The organism is Streptomyces sp. NPDC044921 (genome assembly GCF_056432865.1).
Genome location: NZ_JBWKIF010000003.1, coordinates 80,562 through 97,494 on the forward strand (window position 1 = coordinate 80,562; position 16,933 = coordinate 97,494).

The following is a 16,933-nucleotide window of genomic DNA, read 5'->3' on the forward strand; positions in this document are numbered from 1 at the left end:
TGCTGCACGTGAGATCCATATGGAACGGCGCCATCTCGTTCGGCCTGGTCAGCATTCCGATCAAGCTGGTGAACGCCACCGAGAGCCACTCGATCTCCTTCCGCCAGATCCACACCGAGGACGGCGGCCGCATCCGGTACCGCAAGTTCTGCGAACTGGAGGACCGCGAGGTCACCCAGGGAGAGATCGGCAAGGGCTACGAGGACGCGGACGGCACGATCATTCCGATCACCGAGGAGGACCTGTCCAGCCTGCCGATCCCGACGGCCAAGACGATCGAGATCGTCGCCTTCGTGCCGGCCGACCGGATCGACCCCCTCCAGATGGACGCCGCGTACTACCTCCAGGCGAGCGGAGCACCGGCCGCGAAGCCGTACACCCTGCTGCGCGAGGCGCTCAAGCGCAGCAACAAGGTGGCGATCGCCAAGTTCGCCCTGCGCGGCCGGGAACGGCTGGGCATGCTCCGGGTGGTCGGCGACGCGATCGCCATGCACGGCCTGCTCTGGCCGGACGAGGTCCGCGCCCCCGAGGGCGTCGCCCCCGACACGAACGTCACGGTCCGCGACAAGGAACTGGACCTCGCCGACGCGCTGATGGACACCCTGGGCGAGGTCGACCTGGAGGACCTGCACGACGAGTACCGCGAGGCCGTCGAGGAGGTCATCGCCGCGAAGGTCGCCGGTGAGGCCCCGCCGCAGGCGCCCGAGCCCGCGGCCGGCGGCAAGGTGCTGGACCTCATGGCGGCCCTGGAGAACAGCGTCCGCGCGGCCCGCGAGTCCCGGGGCGAGAGCGCCGGGGACCAGGCCGAGGTCAAGTCGCTGCCGCGCAAGACGTCCCGCGCGGCCCCCAAGGAGACGGGCGGCAAGAAGTCGACGTCCACGGCGAAGAAGACGGCCGCCAAGAAGACGGCCGCCTCGTCGAAGAAGTCGACGGCCAAGTCCGCCCAGGGCGCGAAGAAGACGGCGGCCAAGAACACCGCGAAGAAGACACCGGCGAAGAAGGCGACGCCCCGCAAGCGCTCGGCCTGACGGGCGGCGGTCCGAGCGCGCGGGGGGTTCCTCCGGACTGGCCGGCTCCCGCACGGGTACTCCGCCCCGGGGGAGACGGGAGACCGAGATGCCACAGCCCACCGAACGCCCCGGCGACGGAACGGCCCTCGGCGGGACCACCGGCGGCGACACCCTCGACGTCCACTTCATCGGCAACGCGACGGTGCTGCTGTCCTACGGCCCGCTCACCCTGCTCACCGACCCGAACTTCCTGCACCGGGGGCAGTACGCCTACCTCGGCTACGGCCTGCTGAGCCGCCGCCTCACGGAACCGGCCCTCGACGTGCACGAACTGCCCCGACTCGACGGCATCGTCCTGTCGCACCTGCACGGCGACCACTGGGACCGCCGGGCCCGCCGGCACCTGGACCACACGGTGCCGATCCTGACCACCCCGCACGCGGCCCGCCGCCTGCGGGTCCTGCACCGCTTCCCCCGCACGGCCGGCCTGCGCACCTGGACGTCCCTCACGCTTGAACGCGACGGAGCCCAGGTCACCGTCACCGCCCTGCCGGGCCGCCACGCCGGCCACGCGGCGCTGCGTAGGCTGCTGCCCCCGGTCATGGGCAGCATGCTGGAGTTCGGCCCCACCGGCGGCCCGCCACGCCTGCGCCTCTACCTCTCGGGCGACACCCTGCTGCACGACGGCCTCGACGAGATCACCCGGCACTTCCCCTCCGCCGACCTGGCCGTCCTCCACCTGGGCGGCACCACGCTCCCCGGCGGCTTCGTCGTCACCATGGACGGCGCGCAGGGCGCCGAACTCGCCCGCCGCCTGCGCCCCCGCCTCGTCCTGCCGGTGCACTACGGCGACTACACGGTGATGCGCTCACCACTGTCCGCGTTCCTGGCCGAGGCCGGCAGACTCGGCCTCGGCGACCGCGTCGTCCACTGTGCTCACGGCCGACGCGCACGCATCACCGCCACACCCGGCGCGGTACCGACGGTGTCCTGAGCGACAGCCCGCTCAGGCCACGCGCCGCCCTTCCTGCCCGGCCCCGGAGTCCTCGGCCTCGTCGTCCTGCTCGTCCGGCAGATGGACGTCGTCGACGGCGATGTTCACCTCCACGACCTCCAGACCGGTCATCCGCTCCACCGCGTTCACGACATTGCTCCGGATGTCGGCGGCGGTGTCGGCGATGGCCGCGCCGTACTCGACGACCACATCCAGATCGACGGCGGCCTGGCGCTCGCCGACCTCCACCTTCACGCCCTGCGTGACACCACTGCCGGAGCCGGTGCCCGGCACGCGCTGGCGCACGGCGCCGATGGCCCGGGTCATGCCGCCACCCAGGTGGTGCACCTCCGGAACCTCCCGGGCGGCCATTCCGGCGATCTTCGCGACGACCGTGTCGGCGATCGCGGTACTGCCCCGGGTCTCCGGAGCACCTCTCTGCCCCTGCGATGCCGTGGCCCCGTCCTGCTGCGTGCGCTGAGTGGTCTCCGTCATGACCGTCACCTCGATGGGGGTGAGGGGGTGAGCAGCGTCGTTCTCTCGCTCTCTCCACCGTAGAACAAGGGTGCGTAGGGGGCGAAAGTGGCGAAGCGACCGGCCCGGCTCAGCGCAGCAGCCGGTCCACGTGGCGCTGGAGGACGGCCGCGCCGACTCGGGGGAGTGGTACCCCGCGAGCGGGCCTGCTCCGCGCGGCGCACGTGCCCGAGTGGGGAGCCCTGGTCGTCGGCACCGCGGGCGCAGCACTCCTGGCGACGGCGGCCCACCGCCACCTCCGGAGGCACCGGCAGACGGCCATCGACGACGACCCCCGCCACCCGTAGGGCGCTGAAGGCGTCGGGCCCTGAAGACGTCGGCCCTGTAGAAGTCGGGCCCTGTAGAACATGTCGTGTCCCGGGCCCGGCCTGCCGCAGTCTCCCAGCCACGCCTTGTCGGCCGCTCGTTGCCGAGCGCACCAGTCGCACCGCGATCCGCCCCGCTGCCACTCACCCGCCCCGTGTGTTCCGTCCGGTTGACGCTCTACGCCTGAGCCGACGGGCTGGCGACGCTCGTCGTATGGAGGTCTGGGTCGGGGAACGACCGCGACGCTTGGACGGTGATCGGCCCCGCTGCCCGCACTGCGGGCTGCCGCAGGACCGGGTGGCCACGCTCGACCACGACTGGGTGCTGCTGGAACCGGACATGAACCCGCTGGCCCATACGGTGCCGGCGGACCACCGCTGGATCGAACTGTCCGACGGGCGGGTGGCGCTGTACGGGGTGTGCCCGCCGGACCAGTTCCAGCGATGCCGCATCGAACACCGCCTCGCCTGCCCCGCGTCGCCCCTGCCGGATCTGTGGCCCTGGCTGACGGCCCTGCGCGACGAGAACGCCCGGCAGTCGGAACGCCGGGAAGCTCCTGACCCGCTCCCGCGCCCAGAGCCATGGCCGGACACCGGTTGACGGCGGACTGAGGGTGTCCTTGGGGTCCGGCCTTTGCAGCTACTCGACCGTAGCGAGCGGCTCCGGACCTCCCGCGGCTGCCGCTAGGCTCCGTGCATGAGCAGCGATGAAGCCCTCTTTGCGTCCATCGAACCGTCAGAAGCGGCACCAGCAAAGCCAGTTGAGGCGGAGCCGTTGGCCGACGCGAGTGCGGAGGCACCGGTGCGGGTGCGCCCGGCACCGCACAAGTCAAAGCTGGTCGAGCTGCTCAGGAACTCGAAGCTTCCCGAGGACGACAGGGCTGCGGTCGAGGGATCGATAGAGCGGTACAAGTCCTGGATTCATGACATGGCGAGTATCGACGCCACCGGCGATGACCTCGTGCGGCAACTGGTCGACCTGACCAACGACTACAAGAAGAGCGTAGAGCTCGATCTGATCTGGGACAGTGGAAGAGATTTTCTGTTCAGGCAACGAGGGCAACTGAAAATCGACAACTCAATCATTGAGGAGTTCTTGCCGTGGTTGATCGATCCGCGGGTCATCCCTGTCCTGGCTGAGCAGGACCTGTACGCCGGACCAGCCGGAGCCTTTGCCGCCGCCTACTTCTCCGGTTCCCTCACCGCGCCGGACAGTGGCATCTCCATGAAGGTCAGGAGGAAGGACCAGGATTTCACGCTGAGCAGGCGTGCTTATTTGAAGGCGTCGTTCAAGCCGGACTTTCCGGCCGGGGCCACCTCCAGCATGGACGTATGGCTGGCCTATGTAGCCGCCGAATGTAAAACAAATCTGGATAAAACGATGTTCCAGGAGGCGAGTGCGACCTCTCACGACCTCAAGGTGGCAGTTCCGGCAGCTCGTTACTACTTGATCTGCGAGTACCTTGACATGACGCCTATCAGTACTGCTGGTACAGACATCGACGAAGTGCTGATCCTGCGGGGGAAGAGGCTGGGTTCCCATAAGAGGAAGGAGTATTCGTCGGCCGCAAACAGGAAGAGACTGAGATCGGAGTATGTCGATTACATCGATACCAATCCGATCAGGTATGATGTCGTGCAGCGATTCGTCGACCATCTGAGATCCCTGTTCGAGGCCAAAGATCCGAACGAAGAAGATGTCGTCACCAAGGGATATTTCTAGGAAGTAGGAAAGTGGACGTCGAGGAGATCTTCAGAGCGGTTCGGAAGCGTGAATTCGACCGCAGCTTCATCGGGCAGACCGATCTTGACGTACTCGTGCGGGAACGGCGCAGTGCGCTCCCGTGGCGCGGTCAGTTCACCCCTGGCCTGGTGAGCAAGCTCCTCGACGTCTACTACCCGGGCTCCGGCATCGTGGTCGATCCGTTCCTGGGCAGTGGTACGACGGTCCTGGAATGCATTCGCAAGGGCATTCCGTCGGCCGGTGTCGAAATCAATCCGGCGGCGTTGGAACTGTCCGGAATCCTGGAACTCGCGTCCCTGCCCCGTGACCACCGGCTACGGATCTTGAACGAAGCGTCGTCCTACTTGGACAGAGTCGCCGATACAGGGCAGGCCACGCTTTTCGGTACCGCGGAAGACATCGAAGATGTCATCGAATACCTGCTTGACGGGCATCGAGGTGCTGTCGACAAGAATATCGAGCGCGTCTTCTCCACTACCCTCCTGCTGAGCATGGGGGACAAGAAGGAGGCAGATGCAAGGAAGGTCAAGAAGTCCTGGAACCAGGTGCGGGACCTGGTCATGGACTTCCCTTCCGCCGCGGTCCCCTCCCGGGTGATCGCTGGTGACGCCCGCCGGGTTCCCCTCGATGACGGGTGTGCGGGCCTCGTGGTCACCTCCCCGCCCTACATCAACGTATTCAATTACCACCAGAACTACCGTCCTGCTGTGGAAAAAATCGGCTGGAATGTCCTGCCTGCCGCCAGAACGGAAATCGGATCCAACCGGAAGAATCGCCAGAACCGGTTTCTGACAGTCATCCAGTATTGCGTCGACATGATCCAGGCGCTCTGCGAGATGGAGCGGCTGGTTTTCGAAGCGGGAAGTGTTGTCCTGGTCGTCGGCCGGGAGTCGAAGGTACGCGGCGTCGCGTTCTCCAACTCGGAAATCGTAGCCGCTCTGGCCGAAGGTCTTCCCAACCTGCGGTTCGCGCGGTGGCAGGAAAGAAAGTTCACCAATAGGTTCGGCGCTGTAATCTACGAGGACATCCTGTCCTTCGAGGTGAGTAAAACATCGGCCGTTCCTTGCGGAGCGAAGCTGGATGAACTCTCTCGTCAGGTGGCACGCCATGTCCTGGTGGAGGCGCTGGAGCAATCGACGGATGAGGTGCGGGAAGACCTGCACAGTGCCGTCGAGAGCGTAAGGAAAGTGGAAGCGTCGCCGGAACTGAGTTTGATGAAGCTCTGATGCCGGCGGCAGCGACGGAGGCGTTCAAGGAGCACCGGCAGCACCTCGGCACCTTCGGCACGGCAGAGAACGGGCGAGTGCTCACCAACGAGCGCGGGAGCGCTGTCGACACCTCGACGTACTACCGAGTCCGGCAAGAGGCCCGTGCACCGCGCTTCCGCCGACCGCAGTCGCCGCCTCACGGCTCCCAGTTCGCCCATATGCCTTCCGGTACTCAGCCGGCCTCCGGGATTCAGCACTGCCGACTTGGCTCAACGGCGAGGGCAGACCCGACGGAGGTCCCGGGCGCGCGGGTACCAGCGTGAAAGCGCTGCTGGACCGCTACGCCGAGTGCTCCGAAGGCGGCAAGAGACCGCACGACGTGGACCTACGCCGGCATACAGCCGCTCACAGCGGCACCCACCCGCACATACGCGAAGACCCCGCACTCAGCGTCTCCGCTGGTGACGGGGTCTTTGGACACCTCATGCAGGGTGCCCCCGGCAGGATTCGAACCTGCGCACACGGCTCCGGAGGCCCCATGCGTCTCGCGTGTGCTAGCAGCTCACAGGCTCGGACAGGTTTCGCTAACTGCTGCTCGTCCACGAATAGTCCACGAGCAACTGAGTCAGTCAGTTGACCCCTCAGCGTGATACCAGCGCCAGGACATCAGAGGAGGCTGCAAAGCCAGCGCACAAGAGCTGCCCCAATCGCTGCGAACAGACCCCGCAGAAGGCCAACACCGACGAGACGCACCAGCTTGCGGAGCCAAACCCTCTTGATCTTGTCGTCCATCACGAGTCCCCTCGGTCAAAGGCTCCGACCACCGCGGCCGGCGCCGAGGACGACTTTCCGCCCGCTGCGGCCGCGATGTCTGAAGTACAGGGCGCGGAGGGCGGATTCTCACTACGCTCCTGCTCACAGGCCTGCCCGTTGTGCCCGGGGCGGGCAACAGGGCATGCCGGGCACCACGCGAGGAACCCGTGACAGCGATCAGCGACCAGTTTCACCTCCAGTTCCGGGCCCTTCACGATCATGCTGTGAGTGAGCAGAAGCGCCGAAGGAGGAGGAGCTCCGCCCGATACCTCGCCCAGAGGGCCAGCAAGGCTCTCGGTACCGAAATCCACGACCAGGCCATCGGCAGATGGTTGATGGGCACTCCGCCTAGTCCTGCCAGCAGTGACCAGGTCGTAGAGGTGGTCAAGGTGCTGAGTGAGTGGGCCAACCGGGATTGCGATGTGCGGTACTGGCTCAACCTCTTGGAAAATGCTCAACCTTCGAAGGGTCGATCAAGTTCGGCAATCCTCGGTCTACCGATAGACCAGGTCGATCCTTTCAAACTCGGTGTACGTAGACCCGTCTCGCTTTCGTCCGTTCCGGGCAACGACGGCCAAGTACACCTGACGTCTTACGTGTCCCGAGAGCACGACCAGGATCTGCGAGCCGTCGTTGCTGAAGCAGAGGGTGGAAGAAACCGCCTAGCTGTACTGGTTGGCGAAGTCTCCACTGGCAAGACGAGAGCTCTATGGGAGTCTGTTCAGTCACTGCCTGCGAGGTGGCGGCTGTGGCACCCCATCGACACCACCGAGCTCATTGATGGCCTCGACACGATTCAGCCGCACACCGTGATCTGGTTGAACGATGCCCACCTCTTCCTCGATTCGCGAGACGGGAAACCGAGCGAACACGCTGCCGCGCGGCTACGCCGTCTGTTGCGCCAGCCAGGTCCCTTCCTAATGCTGGGAACGTTGTGGAGTGCCTACGCATACAGGCTCACCAGTGCAGCGCCCACCAGCGACCTCATCCCGCATCCTCAGGTGGCGGAACTACTTGCGGACAACGCGGCCAGCCAGATTGCTGTGCCGCCAGTGTTCACCGCAACGCAGCTTCGGGCAGTGCAGGTGGCAGCTAAGACAGACCGCCGCCTCCGGTTTGCCCACAAGCATGCTCAAGGCGGGCGGGTCATGCAGGTGGTCAGCGGTATCCCGTTCCTGATCCAGCGCTGTGATCAAGCTCCTGAAGGAGCCCGAGCAGTCATCGCAGCGGCGTTCGACCTCTACCGCTATGGGCATGGGCAGGATCTTCCGTGTTCCTTGTTAGAGGCGGCGGCCTGCAGCTACCTCGGAGACGACCAGAAGGCGATGCTTCCCGAGGACTGGTTTGCGTCGGCTCTCGCCTATACCGGGGAACCTTGCCGTGGCGTGCCAGGTCCAGTCGCTCCCTATCGGAAGCAGCTCAGCGACGCAGCCACACCGATCTACCGCCTGGCCCACGTGCTTCAACACCTGGCGCTATACGTGCCAGACCGTGACCTTCCCCCCACCGGCTTCTGGGATGCGGTGACCACGTATGCCCGCGCCCCCGCAGACCAGGTTGCCCTCGCGCGGGAGGCCGAACTCCGCGGGCGCTACCGTCACGCGGCCACGCTGTATGAAAAAGCCGCCGAGGCCGGCCATCGGGAGGCTTGGCAGCGCCTCGTCGACCTCCGGGAGATGCTGGGTCACAAGGAGAAAGCAACAGCTACTGCTCAGCGAAGCGGTGACCCCGAAGTTGTTCGCGAACTTAACATCTTCCGGGAACTATTGACCACGGGATTCGCCTGGGCTGAGTACATGTCCACCAAGGCAGAGCCTCCTCCTTTGACGCGATTGCAAGAGGAGATCCGTCACTTCGAAGCGGATGGGGCCCATGACCATGCCCTTGAACTTGCCCGCCAAGGCATCCGCCAGGGCGAGCCTGAGGGATCCGAAGAAATGCTACGGCTCCTGGAACACACCGGTGCCCATGAGAAGGCGGACGATCTCGCCGTCCACAGCTTCAACCTGCCATACCTCTTGGACAACCTTTTGACGATGCGGGCGGCGGACGACCCGATGAGTCTTGAGCGCTTGGTCCGACGCGCTGTGGATGCCGGTCACCCTCATGCACTCGGTGGGCTCATCGACCTCATGAAGCGAACCGGCCGGCGGACTGAGGCGGAGGCGATCCAGCGATTCGGGCTTACTGCGGAGGGAGCTCCCGCCGCGCCCTGGTGAGCCACGGGCCAGGCACCCTGCCCTGGATCCTCCCGTGGGGACACCTCTGGCACCCCACGGTAGTCGCCCGACAGTAGTGCTCCGTTCATAGGTGTTAGGACAAGTCACAGCTCGGCAGGGGGCCGACTACCGATCCCTCGTCCATAGACGGTCCACGGTGACAGCACCCAGCACAGCGTTATACCGGCTCTAGCATGACGACGCTTTCGCGCAGGAACTCACTGTCCGCGTTCCTGCGAATTAGTTCGCGCGCGATCTTCACCTCAGTAACGCGCCAGCCAGCTAGCTCGGCCAAAGCTCCCATGAGGACGTCTGCGGCGATGATGAAGGCGCTGTCGCCAGATGCATGCGCTGAATTTCCAACAATGAAAGCGAGACGACCATTCGGAGCAATCTCACGTCGGCAGGACTGCAGAGTTAGAAGCATGTCATCAACATATCCGCGTATAACTTCTACGCGACCGCTGTAGTACTTCCCCTTGGGGACGGCCGAGATGACTGGTTCAATGATGCGAGTCACGTCATCGGATTTGTCGCCTGCAAGGTAGGAATAGTCGCGCTCGAATCGAATGCTTGGGTGACTGCGAACTGTGAGTTGCCGCTGCGTGCGCATTTCTTCTGCTGTTTCATAGCAGCCGAGGACCCAAGCTTCAGTTTTGTAAACTTCGGTGTAGTCGATGTTGTTTGGATACGGCGGCGAAAAGACGATCCAATCGAAATCACTCGACGCTTCGCTGCACTGCCTCCCATCGCCAAGTCGAACAGTCCCCGACGCATCTAGAGGTTCGGTAACCTCAAGGTCCTGCAACACGATGGCGGCGCGTTCGCAAAAAGCGGTCCATGCGTCTTTCGGTTGCCTACCTGGAGTGAAGCGAAGTGCTCTGCCGTCCCGACGCAGGCGTCCGCAACTCTCCACAGCAGCCGCTAGACTTACCCTCAGCAGAGAACGGGACAGCCCCTCAGCACACATGTCAATTGCATGCCGAATAGAGCACAACTTTTCAACGTTGTCACGTGCGAAGTACTGTTCGTTACGCAGAGTTGCCTGGTCGGGAACTGATCCGATCGGCCTACTAGGAGAACGGTAAAGCGCCTCAACAGAGTCTAGGGCTACCTCGAAGTCCTTTGCTGCGTCGCGGCCGGCAATCCTTCCCGCAACCTTCGAATGGGCAAGTTCCCAGATGAATGGGTTCCGCTCTGTGCCATGGACGATGGTTGAAAGATCGCGCTCTGAACCCGCCTCTAGGGCGCTGAGCAAGGTAGTACCACTACCACTGTAGGGATCGCGTACCCGCAGACGTTGCTGTGGCATGTGGCCGCTGTCTGAGATGAGTTGAGGCAGCAGTTGCGACGAGTAGGCTTCCTTCAGGTGGAACCACCGATGAAACGGCTGCGAGGAGTTGCCGTTTGGCACAACTAGCCGCCGGTAAGCCTCATTGTGCGAGACCTTCCAGCTCTTCTGCAGGCTGCGATAATGAGTGGTCAGCGCCTGCGCGCCGGCCTGGGCCATAGATACTCCTCGCAAATCCTAAGCGGCCCGGGTTCGCAGGTAGGACGTGCGACAGGTCCACAGTCGCTATGCAAGGGCAGGCCGCGCAACCGGCGCACGATACCACGATCGATCGTGTCTGACTTGAGAACGACGCATCGTCGGAGAGATGACTCTGGTTGAGTCCCCTGGCCCGGAGCCCAACGAGGCATGCAGACACGAGAGTACCTGGTGCAGGCACGTACTAGCCACTAGAGTCCAGAGCATGACGGTGCATCAGGAAGGGGCAGGCATGGGGGAGCAAGCTGACAGGATCCGCCTTCCGCAGGTACGGCGCTTGCGCATTTCCCACTTCTCGCTGTACCGCAATCGGAGTGAGAACGTCGTCGACTTCGACAAAAACGTTTTCTGCCTATCGGGCGCTAATGGCCTTGGTAAATCCACTTTCCTGGCCATCCTGAACTATTCCCTCACTGGTGCGGTGGCTCCTCCTGAAGTCAAAGTCTTGTCGCTCTCCGAGTACAGCAAGAGTGCTCGTGCGTATGCACCGGATTACTTCACCGGTCGGGTGAAGACGGACGACAGGGACATTGCCGAAGTTTCCATCGAATTCTCGATCGGGGAATACGACTATGAGGTCACACGCGGCTTCTTTGACGGGGGTGAGCTGCGTTACCTGCGGGTGACGGGGCCAGGGGTCGATATCGAACGATCCGGCGAGCTGGGGGATCCGACGCTAGGTAAGGAGATCACAGAGGAATATGAAGCGATCAGCGTTCAACATTCCGGCTTGGCGAGTTTTGACCAGCTAATCTATGTCCAACATTTTCTGGTCACCTTCGACGAACGTCGGCACCTACTCTTCTGGGACCCGGAGGTGGCTAGATTTGCCCTGTTCCTCGTTTTCGGCCTCGATTCGGCTAGGGCAGACGCGGCGGGCGACTGGCAAAGGAAGGCGGACCGGCTCGAGTCCCAAGCTAGGAACGCTCAGTATCAAGCTACCTCGGCTCGTGCTCAAATCCGAGACCTCTTGGAGCGAAGTGGCGGGTCATTCGAGCTCAATGAGGAGCTGGAAGATAAACACCGGAATTTGCTAGACCAGCGGGATAATTGTGCTGCCATTGTTGATCAAAGGCTGGCGCAGGAGAAGGACGCGCGTCTGCAAGTAGGCATCGCAGCCGCTGACCATCATTCCCTCACGACGGAATATGACCGGGCATTCACTAGCCGATTGAGTCCCAAGAGTGGACCCATCGAGCACCCCTTGATTCTCAAGCTTGTTCATGACCGAGCCTGTGGCATTTGTGGCACCTCCTCGGTGGATTCAATCAGTGAAATTGAGCAGCTAATCGCTGAGAGTAAATGCCCTTTGTGTCACAGTGATGCTGGCTCGACAGATGTAGGAGAAGATTTCGAGCTCCTGCGTGAACTGGATGCGAAGTTGCAGCAGAGCGCTGCTCGACTGAAAGCAGCGCAAGAAGACGCTGACCGAGCTGAGCAGCAACGGCAGGCCGCGCAGGAGGAATTCCGCCGTACGGCACGAGCTATTGAAGAATTTGAGCGAGAAAACTCTGATTGGGTGCGCAACAAATCCGCCCACTCTGGAGTGTCTGACGTCATAAAGCAACTGCAAGCAGAATTTGCTGCTGCTCAAGATAGAAGGGATAGGTATCGGCAGAAGCGAGATGAATATCAAGCTCTTCTAGCTCCAGTCAAACGGGAGCTTGCGGAAAAGTATGCTGAAGCTGAGCTAGAGTTCGTACCCCGCTTTCAAAGTCTCGCTCGAGCTTTCTTGGGAATGGACCTTCACTGTCGGCTGGATCAACGAGCCAGGGGCCCAGAGCTGGTTGTGACCATTGACCGTCAACCTCGACGTGAGCAGAATCAGTTGTCTGAGAGTCAGCGATACTTCATCGATATCGCACTCAGGATGGCACTCACCGAGCACATGCTCGGAGGTGCTTCGGCAGGACTATTCATTGATACTCCGGAGGGGTCACTCGATATCGCCTACGAGAGTCGCGCCGGCGAGATGTTCGGGGAATTCGTGCGTCGAGGTAACCGCCTAATCATGACTGCGAACTTGAACTCAAACCGCCTTGTTCTGGAGCTTGCGCACGTCTGTGGGCGTGATTTGATGCATGTGGAGCGTATGACTAATTGGGCTGTTCTATCTGAGGTGCAAGCCGATTCGGAAGAGTTGTTCGACGAATCGTATGCTGCGATCCAGGCAAGCTTGGATGGGAGAATGTTTTGAGTCAGGCATCGCCCGAGGCGTCATTTGATGCGCTCTTCGTTGTATCCGAAGTCTCTGATGAAGCCAAGGAGATTTCACTCAGCTCAGTTCAGATCTTCATCTATCTTGCCTGCCTGCTGGGTCTATATGATCGTAAGCCGGTCGCGAGTTGGGGTTACACATTTTTCTCAACGCCGACGTCGTCACCTTTCAGTGTCGAGCTCTACAACGCTGTTGAGTTCCTAAAGACCAGGCACCTGCTTGCTTCCGATGGGGATAAACTAGTTATCACCGAGGCAGGCAAACGTGAACTCGACCTGTGGGTGCAGCTCGGACGCTTTAGTGACCGCGTACCGTATCTTCGCGGATCAACAGGAGCATCTGCAGCGATGCCTGTCTCCTCTGTGGAGGAGGGAGTCGCCCTCGAACCACATCTCGCGCGGGCTCAGAAACTCGAGGTTCCTCAGGAACTGCTAGAGGATGCCAATCTGGCCCAAGTCTATGCGCAGTTTGCTGTCCTCAAGACTTCGTTGGGCAACGATATCCCGGACTATATGGTTCCCGCCGTAGTCTGGCTAAGTTTCCTGCTGGAGCAGACGGCCAACTCGGGAAAGTGAGTGGAGGGGGGACTGTGTCTCAGCTGGAGCGCCTTGCCGAAATGGCTCGGGGGCATTACATCGCTGTAGCGTCGAAAACCTTGGGTGGAAATGGGCCCGACATCCTGCGTGAGTTCTTGCCCAAGCTAAAGGAAATCCATCGAGCAGTCGACTACGAGTCGATCAACTCGGCTCTAACGGTCTTCTATAGAACTAATCGTCGTTCATCCTCTCTGGATTACAGTCGTGCGTACAAGGTGGCAGACGTTAGTCGTCTTCCGATGCATAACGACGGCCTGCTCACGGTCGAGGTTTGCGACGACGATGTCTTCTGGGTGTGGAAGGAGAAGTACGAGCCTGAAGAGCTCGCGCGTGAAACGGTTCTGTACCACTACGAGCCCGGCAAAGGCGAAGAATTCTGGGTGAATGGCTGCCTGGGGGAGGTGCCGGCTTCAGTGGCGTTCACGAAAATCTTCGGCATATCTAAGTTCCGTGAACTCGCTGAGTGCCTAGAGCACTACGCGGTGCGTCTCGCTAGGTCAAGCCAGTGCCGCATCCTCGCCTCGTTGTGGCGCGACGAAGACAGGATCGTTTGGAAGGCTGGCCCTGAGTCGGAAATGCGAGACTCCTTGGTCCAGTACCTGGCTAGCACTCTGCGAGATGGTAATCCTGACATCAGGCCAGAGAGCAACGTCGATGATCGAAATCCGGTAGACATCGAAGTGAAGTGGGCAAACTCGAATCGTATTGCCATGATCGAGATCAAATGGCTCGGACACAGCGGTGTTCTCGGCGACAATCCGAGAATAACGAGCAGTCACGCGGAAAAGCGGGCGCATGACGGGTTGCGTCAGTTGGCCGAGTATCTTGACAGGACAAGGGAGCGGGCGGCCACGTATGATCGTCGTGGATATCTCTTCATTTTCGATGGACGTCGGGCCCGAGTGAAGAACGACACGATCACTCTTGCGGAAGAAGACGCTTGGGCATTCCGAGATAAGATCATTCAGTTCGACCCTAGTCTCGCTGGGCGAAGTGATATCGCGGATCCGATTCAGTGCTTCTGTGAACCTAGGATTGGTCGCGCAAGCAGCCCTAGTCGTGCCTGACGTCGTCGAGGTCGGTGGAGCGGGTTTGGCCGGTGGCCTGCCTGGTCTGGGGTCGGGCATGATCAGGGGGCCGTACGCTGGCCGGCAACTCGGGCAGGCTTTGGACCTGCCCGCAATGTGCGCGAGTGGCCCCCTGGTCTTGCTCGACGCGGGGCCCGGACCGGGGAGGTGGCTAAAGCCGTGGAGCCGACCGGCCCTAGCCACGACGTACCCCATATGACGCGAAGCGGCTGATTGCTGGGCGCGCGGCCCGGGCGCCGGCCGGGCTGGAGCGGGACGGAGGCAGGAGCGCAGGCCCGGCCGGGGGCCGGGCCGCGCGCGGCGAGCGGAGCGAGCCGACTTGAACCAGTAGAGAAAGTTGTAACTCAGTCTGTGGCGTGGGGCGTGAAGTCGTATGCGCAGGATGGGAGTTCGGCGCCTTGGCGGTGAGCCATCGGTAGGAAGACCACTGGTCGGATTGTCCATGTGATGCGGGTGTTGGAGTGTGTCAGAGAGACCGTGCAGGGTTCCATGCGTAAGAGGGCTCGTCGCGTGTCGATGCGGCCGTCGTAGAGCCATTCCCAGGCCTCGTCGGAGGCGTCCGGGTCGAGTGCTGGTGAGATGGTGCGTAGGGCGACCGCTACCCACCTGTCTGCCTGCGGTGCCGAGTATGCGTCGAAGGATGCCCGGAGTGCCGGCAATCCCGTCTCGTCGGTGAGGTCTTGCGTCCAGCACTCGCACCAGAAGCCCCTCTGGGGCTTGTCCATCAGCACGGGTGTCCTCCCGGCTGGGTGTCCGTGAAGAGTTCGGCGGTGACGGTGTAGCCGCTGTGGCTGCCGTGTACGACGACCCGGTGTGCGATGACGCTGACCATGCCCAAGCCGCGGCCGTGTACCGCGTCCTCGCTCGGCTGCTCGACTTTCGGGGCGGTGCCGGTCCCTCCCTCGTCGGTGACCGACAGGGCGACCACCTTGGGGGAGACCGCGAGGGCCAGGTGGAAGCTGCCGAGCTCGCCGCTCGCAGTGTGGAGGATCGCGTTCGCGCTCAGCTCGCTCACGATCAGTTCGGCGTCGTCGGCAAGGGGAGATCCGCGCAGGATGTCCCGCGTCCAGCGGCGAGCCCGGCTGACCTCTTCCGGAAAACCTGGGCAAGTGAGTCCCCAGACCCGGGTGGTGCTCGTATACTCGTGCATACAAGTTCCTTCGTGCTGGTAGGCCGCCATGTGCAGCGGGTTCGGGCTAGACGAGTTTCACGCCGTCGTGGGCGCGGATGGCCGGCGGAGATACCGCGTCGAGTGCGTCCAGGACGCGGATCGCGTATGCCTCGTCGGCGAGTTCGATGACCTCTTCGCGGGTGGCCCAGCGCAGTGCGCGGGTCTCGTCCCCGGTGGTGGGCGTGCCGTCGGCGGCCTCACAGCGGAAGACCATGGAGACGATCAAGCCCTTCATGTTCTTGTAGATCCCGGTCAGGGTCGCGGGAAGCGCGATCTTGATGCCGGTCTCTTCGAGAACTTCGCGCTGGAGGGCCTCGGGGATGGTTTCCTCGCGTTCGAGGACTCCACCCGGGGGTTCCCAGTGGCCGTTGTCGCGGCGTTTGATCAAGAGGGCGCGGTCCTGGTCGTCGACGATGACTCCGGCGACGCTCACGGAGTGCGGACGGTCGGTGCTCACGTTCCTCTGCCCTCTCGGATGGCTAGGCTCTCCACCGTAGCAACAAAGCTCGCCCACTCGTCTAGATACCTAAAGGAGTACACGTGCCCTCTCTTTCCTCCGGCCTCCTCGGCGATCTCGACCCCACGAGCGATCGTGCGGTCTTCCGTCAGATCGCCGACCAGCTGCGCGAGGCCATCGACCGTGGGCGATTCAAGGAGGGCGAAAAGCTGCCCTCCGAGGCCGAACTCGTCGAGCATTACGGGGTTTCCCGCATGACGGTTCGAAACTCCTTCTCCATCCTCCAGGGCGAGGGCCTGGTGCACGCCGAGCACGGCAAGGGCGTCTTCGTGCGACCACGCCCGCCTGTCAGGCGGCTCGCCTCCGACCGGTTCGCCCGGCGCCACCGCGAGCAGGGGAAGTCCGCGTTCATCGTCGAGGCCGACGCCGCCGGCAGTCACCCGCAGGTGGACAGCCTGGAGGTCAAGGAGGAGAAGGCCAGCCAGGACGTCTCCACCAGGCTCGGGTCCGTGCGACGGGTGCTGGCCCGGCGTCGCCGGTATCTGCTGGACGGGCGGCCGGTGGAGTTCGCTACCTCGTACCTGCCGCTCGACATCGCGCGGGGAACGCCGATCGCCGAGCCCAACCCTGGCCCCGGTGGCATCTACGCCCGGCTTGAGGAGCTGGGGCACCGCCTCGACCACTTCGAGGAAGAGATCCGTGCCCGGATGCCCTCGCCCGACGAGGTGCGCACGCTGCGGCTGGCCTCCGGCGTGCCGGTCATCCACCTGATCCGTACCGCGTTCGACCAGGAGGGACGGGCCGTGGAGGTCTGCGACACGGTCATGGCTGCGGACGCGTACGTCCTGTCGTACAAGCTCCCGGCGACGTGAGCGCCTGACCGGTGGTGGTGCGCGGGGAGGCTTCTCCGAACTCGTACACCGCAACAGGCTTACTCGTATAGACGAGTGGGTAAGTTGTGTGGCAAGGTGGTTGCCGTTCCCGAGAGATCGGGTTCGAACGCCGCATCTTGTATAGACGAGTAGAT

At 62.8% G+C, this 16,933-nt stretch carries 15 protein-coding genes; 10 read left to right on the forward strand and 5 right to left on the reverse strand.

Annotation, left to right across the window (positions count from 1 at the left end; translation table 11 throughout):
* Positions 1-8: 8 nt before the first annotated feature.
* Both ku and AC07DA_RS05505 read left to right on the forward strand, forming a co-directional pair.
* The gene (gene ku / locus AC07DA_RS05500) at positions 9-1,028 is read left to right on the forward strand and encodes a non-homologous end joining protein Ku (protein WP_479124869.1); all 1,020 of its coding nucleotides are present in this window, start codon (positions 9-11) and stop codon (positions 1,026-1,028) included.
* Positions 1,029-1,116: 88 nt separating this feature from the next.
* The gene (locus AC07DA_RS05505) at positions 1,117-2,004 is read left to right on the forward strand and encodes an MBL fold metallo-hydrolase (RefSeq protein WP_479124871.1); all 888 of its coding nucleotides are present in this window, start codon (positions 1,117-1,119) and stop codon (positions 2,002-2,004) included.
* A 12-nt stretch (positions 2,005-2,016) separates the two neighbouring features.
* Here the strand turns inward: AC07DA_RS05505 and AC07DA_RS05510 are convergent, their stop codons facing one another.
* The gene (locus AC07DA_RS05510; protein ID WP_479124873.1) at positions 2,017-2,499 is read right to left on the reverse strand and encodes an Asp23/Gls24 family envelope stress response protein; all 483 of its coding nucleotides are present in this window, start codon (positions 2,497-2,499) and stop codon (positions 2,017-2,019) included.
* 591 nt (positions 2,500-3,090) lie between these two features.
* On the opposite strand from AC07DA_RS05510, the gene AC07DA_RS05515 reads away from it, so the two are divergent.
* From AC07DA_RS05515 to AC07DA_RS05530, 4 genes are all read left to right on the forward strand, one after another.
* Positions 3,091-3,444 carry a DUF6083 domain-containing protein gene (locus AC07DA_RS05515; protein ID WP_479124875.1) on the forward strand — a complete coding sequence of 118 codons (354 nt, stop codon included), beginning with the start codon at positions 3,091-3,093 and terminating at the stop codon, positions 3,442-3,444.
* A 96-nt stretch (positions 3,445-3,540) separates the two neighbouring features.
* Entirely contained in the window at positions 3,541-4,566 is a 1,026-nt protein-coding gene (locus AC07DA_RS05520) for a Bpu10I family restriction endonuclease (protein WP_479124876.1), read from the forward strand.
* Between the two features lie 11 nt (positions 4,567-4,577).
* Positions 4,578-5,813, forward strand: coding sequence for a DNA methyltransferase (locus AC07DA_RS05525; protein ID WP_479124878.1), 1,236 nt, complete (start codon positions 4,578-4,580; stop codon positions 5,811-5,813).
* A gap of 1,019 nt (positions 5,814-6,832) precedes the next feature.
* On the forward strand, positions 6,833-8,827 hold the full coding sequence (locus AC07DA_RS05530) for a hypothetical protein (RefSeq protein ID WP_479124880.1): 1,995 nt from the start codon (positions 6,833-6,835) through the stop codon (positions 8,825-8,827).
* Positions 8,828-9,005: 178 nt separating this feature from the next.
* Here the strand turns inward: AC07DA_RS05530 and AC07DA_RS05535 are convergent, their stop codons facing one another.
* On the reverse strand, positions 9,006-10,337 hold the full coding sequence (locus AC07DA_RS05535; protein WP_479124882.1) for a hypothetical protein: 1,332 nt from the start codon (positions 10,335-10,337) through the stop codon (positions 9,006-9,008).
* Positions 10,338-10,581: 244 nt separating this feature from the next.
* Here AC07DA_RS05535 and AC07DA_RS05540 point away from each other — a divergent pair, with 244 nt between their 5' ends.
* The 3 genes from AC07DA_RS05540 to AC07DA_RS05550 are packed head-to-tail and all read left to right on the forward strand — an operon-like array spanning position 10,582 to position 14,257.
* Positions 10,582-12,573 carry an AAA family ATPase gene (locus tag AC07DA_RS05540; protein ID WP_479124884.1) on the forward strand — a complete coding sequence of 664 codons (1,992 nt, stop codon included), beginning with the start codon at positions 10,582-10,584 and terminating at the stop codon, positions 12,571-12,573.
* Positions 12,570-13,169 carry a hypothetical protein gene (locus AC07DA_RS05545; protein ID WP_479124886.1) on the forward strand — a complete coding sequence of 200 codons (600 nt, stop codon included), beginning with the start codon at positions 12,570-12,572 and terminating at the stop codon, positions 13,167-13,169. Before AC07DA_RS05540 ends, AC07DA_RS05545 begins: the two co-directional genes overlap by 4 nt.
* Before the next feature lie 14 nt (positions 13,170-13,183).
* A complete protein-coding gene (locus tag AC07DA_RS05550; protein WP_479124888.1) occupies positions 13,184-14,257 on the forward strand; it encodes a hypothetical protein in 1,074 nt (357 codons plus the stop codon).
* 365 nt (positions 14,258-14,622) lie between these two features.
* On the opposite strand, the gene AC07DA_RS05555 is transcribed toward AC07DA_RS05550, so the two are convergent.
* The 3 genes from AC07DA_RS05555 to AC07DA_RS05565 are packed head-to-tail and all read right to left on the reverse strand — an operon-like array spanning position 14,623 to position 15,882.
* Positions 14,623-15,003, reverse strand: coding sequence for a hypothetical protein (locus AC07DA_RS05555; RefSeq protein ID WP_479124889.1), 381 nt, complete (start codon positions 15,001-15,003; stop codon positions 14,623-14,625).
* Positions 15,003-15,428: an ATP-binding protein gene (locus tag AC07DA_RS05560; RefSeq protein WP_479125418.1), complete on the reverse strand. Its 426-nt coding sequence runs from the start codon at positions 15,426-15,428 to the stop codon at positions 15,003-15,005. The genes AC07DA_RS05555 and AC07DA_RS05560 overlap by 1 nt, the downstream gene beginning before the upstream one ends.
* A 46-nt stretch (positions 15,429-15,474) precedes the next feature.
* Positions 15,475-15,882 carry an NUDIX hydrolase gene (locus tag AC07DA_RS05565; RefSeq protein WP_030851880.1) on the reverse strand — a complete coding sequence of 136 codons (408 nt, stop codon included), beginning with the start codon at positions 15,880-15,882 and terminating at the stop codon, positions 15,475-15,477.
* Between the two features lie 107 nt (positions 15,883-15,989).
* On the opposite strand from AC07DA_RS05565, the gene AC07DA_RS05570 reads away from it, so the two are divergent.
* Positions 15,990-16,778, forward strand: coding sequence for a GntR family transcriptional regulator (locus tag AC07DA_RS05570; RefSeq protein WP_479124891.1), 789 nt, complete (start codon positions 15,990-15,992; stop codon positions 16,776-16,778).
* Positions 16,779-16,933: the final 155 nt, after the last annotated feature.

Coding starts and splice junctions, on each gene's coding strand:
- AC07DA_RS05560 (WP_479125418.1), bottom strand. CDS start 15,428: ATGCACGAGTATACGAGCACCACCCGGGTCTGGGGACTCACTTGCCCA.
- AC07DA_RS05505 (WP_479124871.1), top strand. CDS start 1,117: ATGCCACAGCCCACCGAACGCCCCGGCGACGGAACGGCCCTCGGCGGG.
- AC07DA_RS05520 (WP_479124876.1), top strand. CDS start 3,541: ATGAGCAGCGATGAAGCCCTCTTTGCGTCCATCGAACCGTCAGAAGCG.
- AC07DA_RS05510 (WP_479124873.1), bottom strand. CDS start 2,499: ATGACGGAGACCACTCAGCGCACGCAGCAGGACGGGGCCACGGCATCG.
- AC07DA_RS05555 (WP_479124889.1), bottom strand. CDS start 15,003: ATGGACAAGCCCCAGAGGGGCTTCTGGTGCGAGTGCTGGACGCAAGAC.
- AC07DA_RS05540 (WP_479124884.1), top strand. CDS start 10,582: ATGACGGTGCATCAGGAAGGGGCAGGCATGGGGGAGCAAGCTGACAGG.
- AC07DA_RS05535 (WP_479124882.1), bottom strand. CDS start 10,337: ATGGCCCAGGCCGGCGCGCAGGCGCTGACCACTCATTATCGCAGCCTG.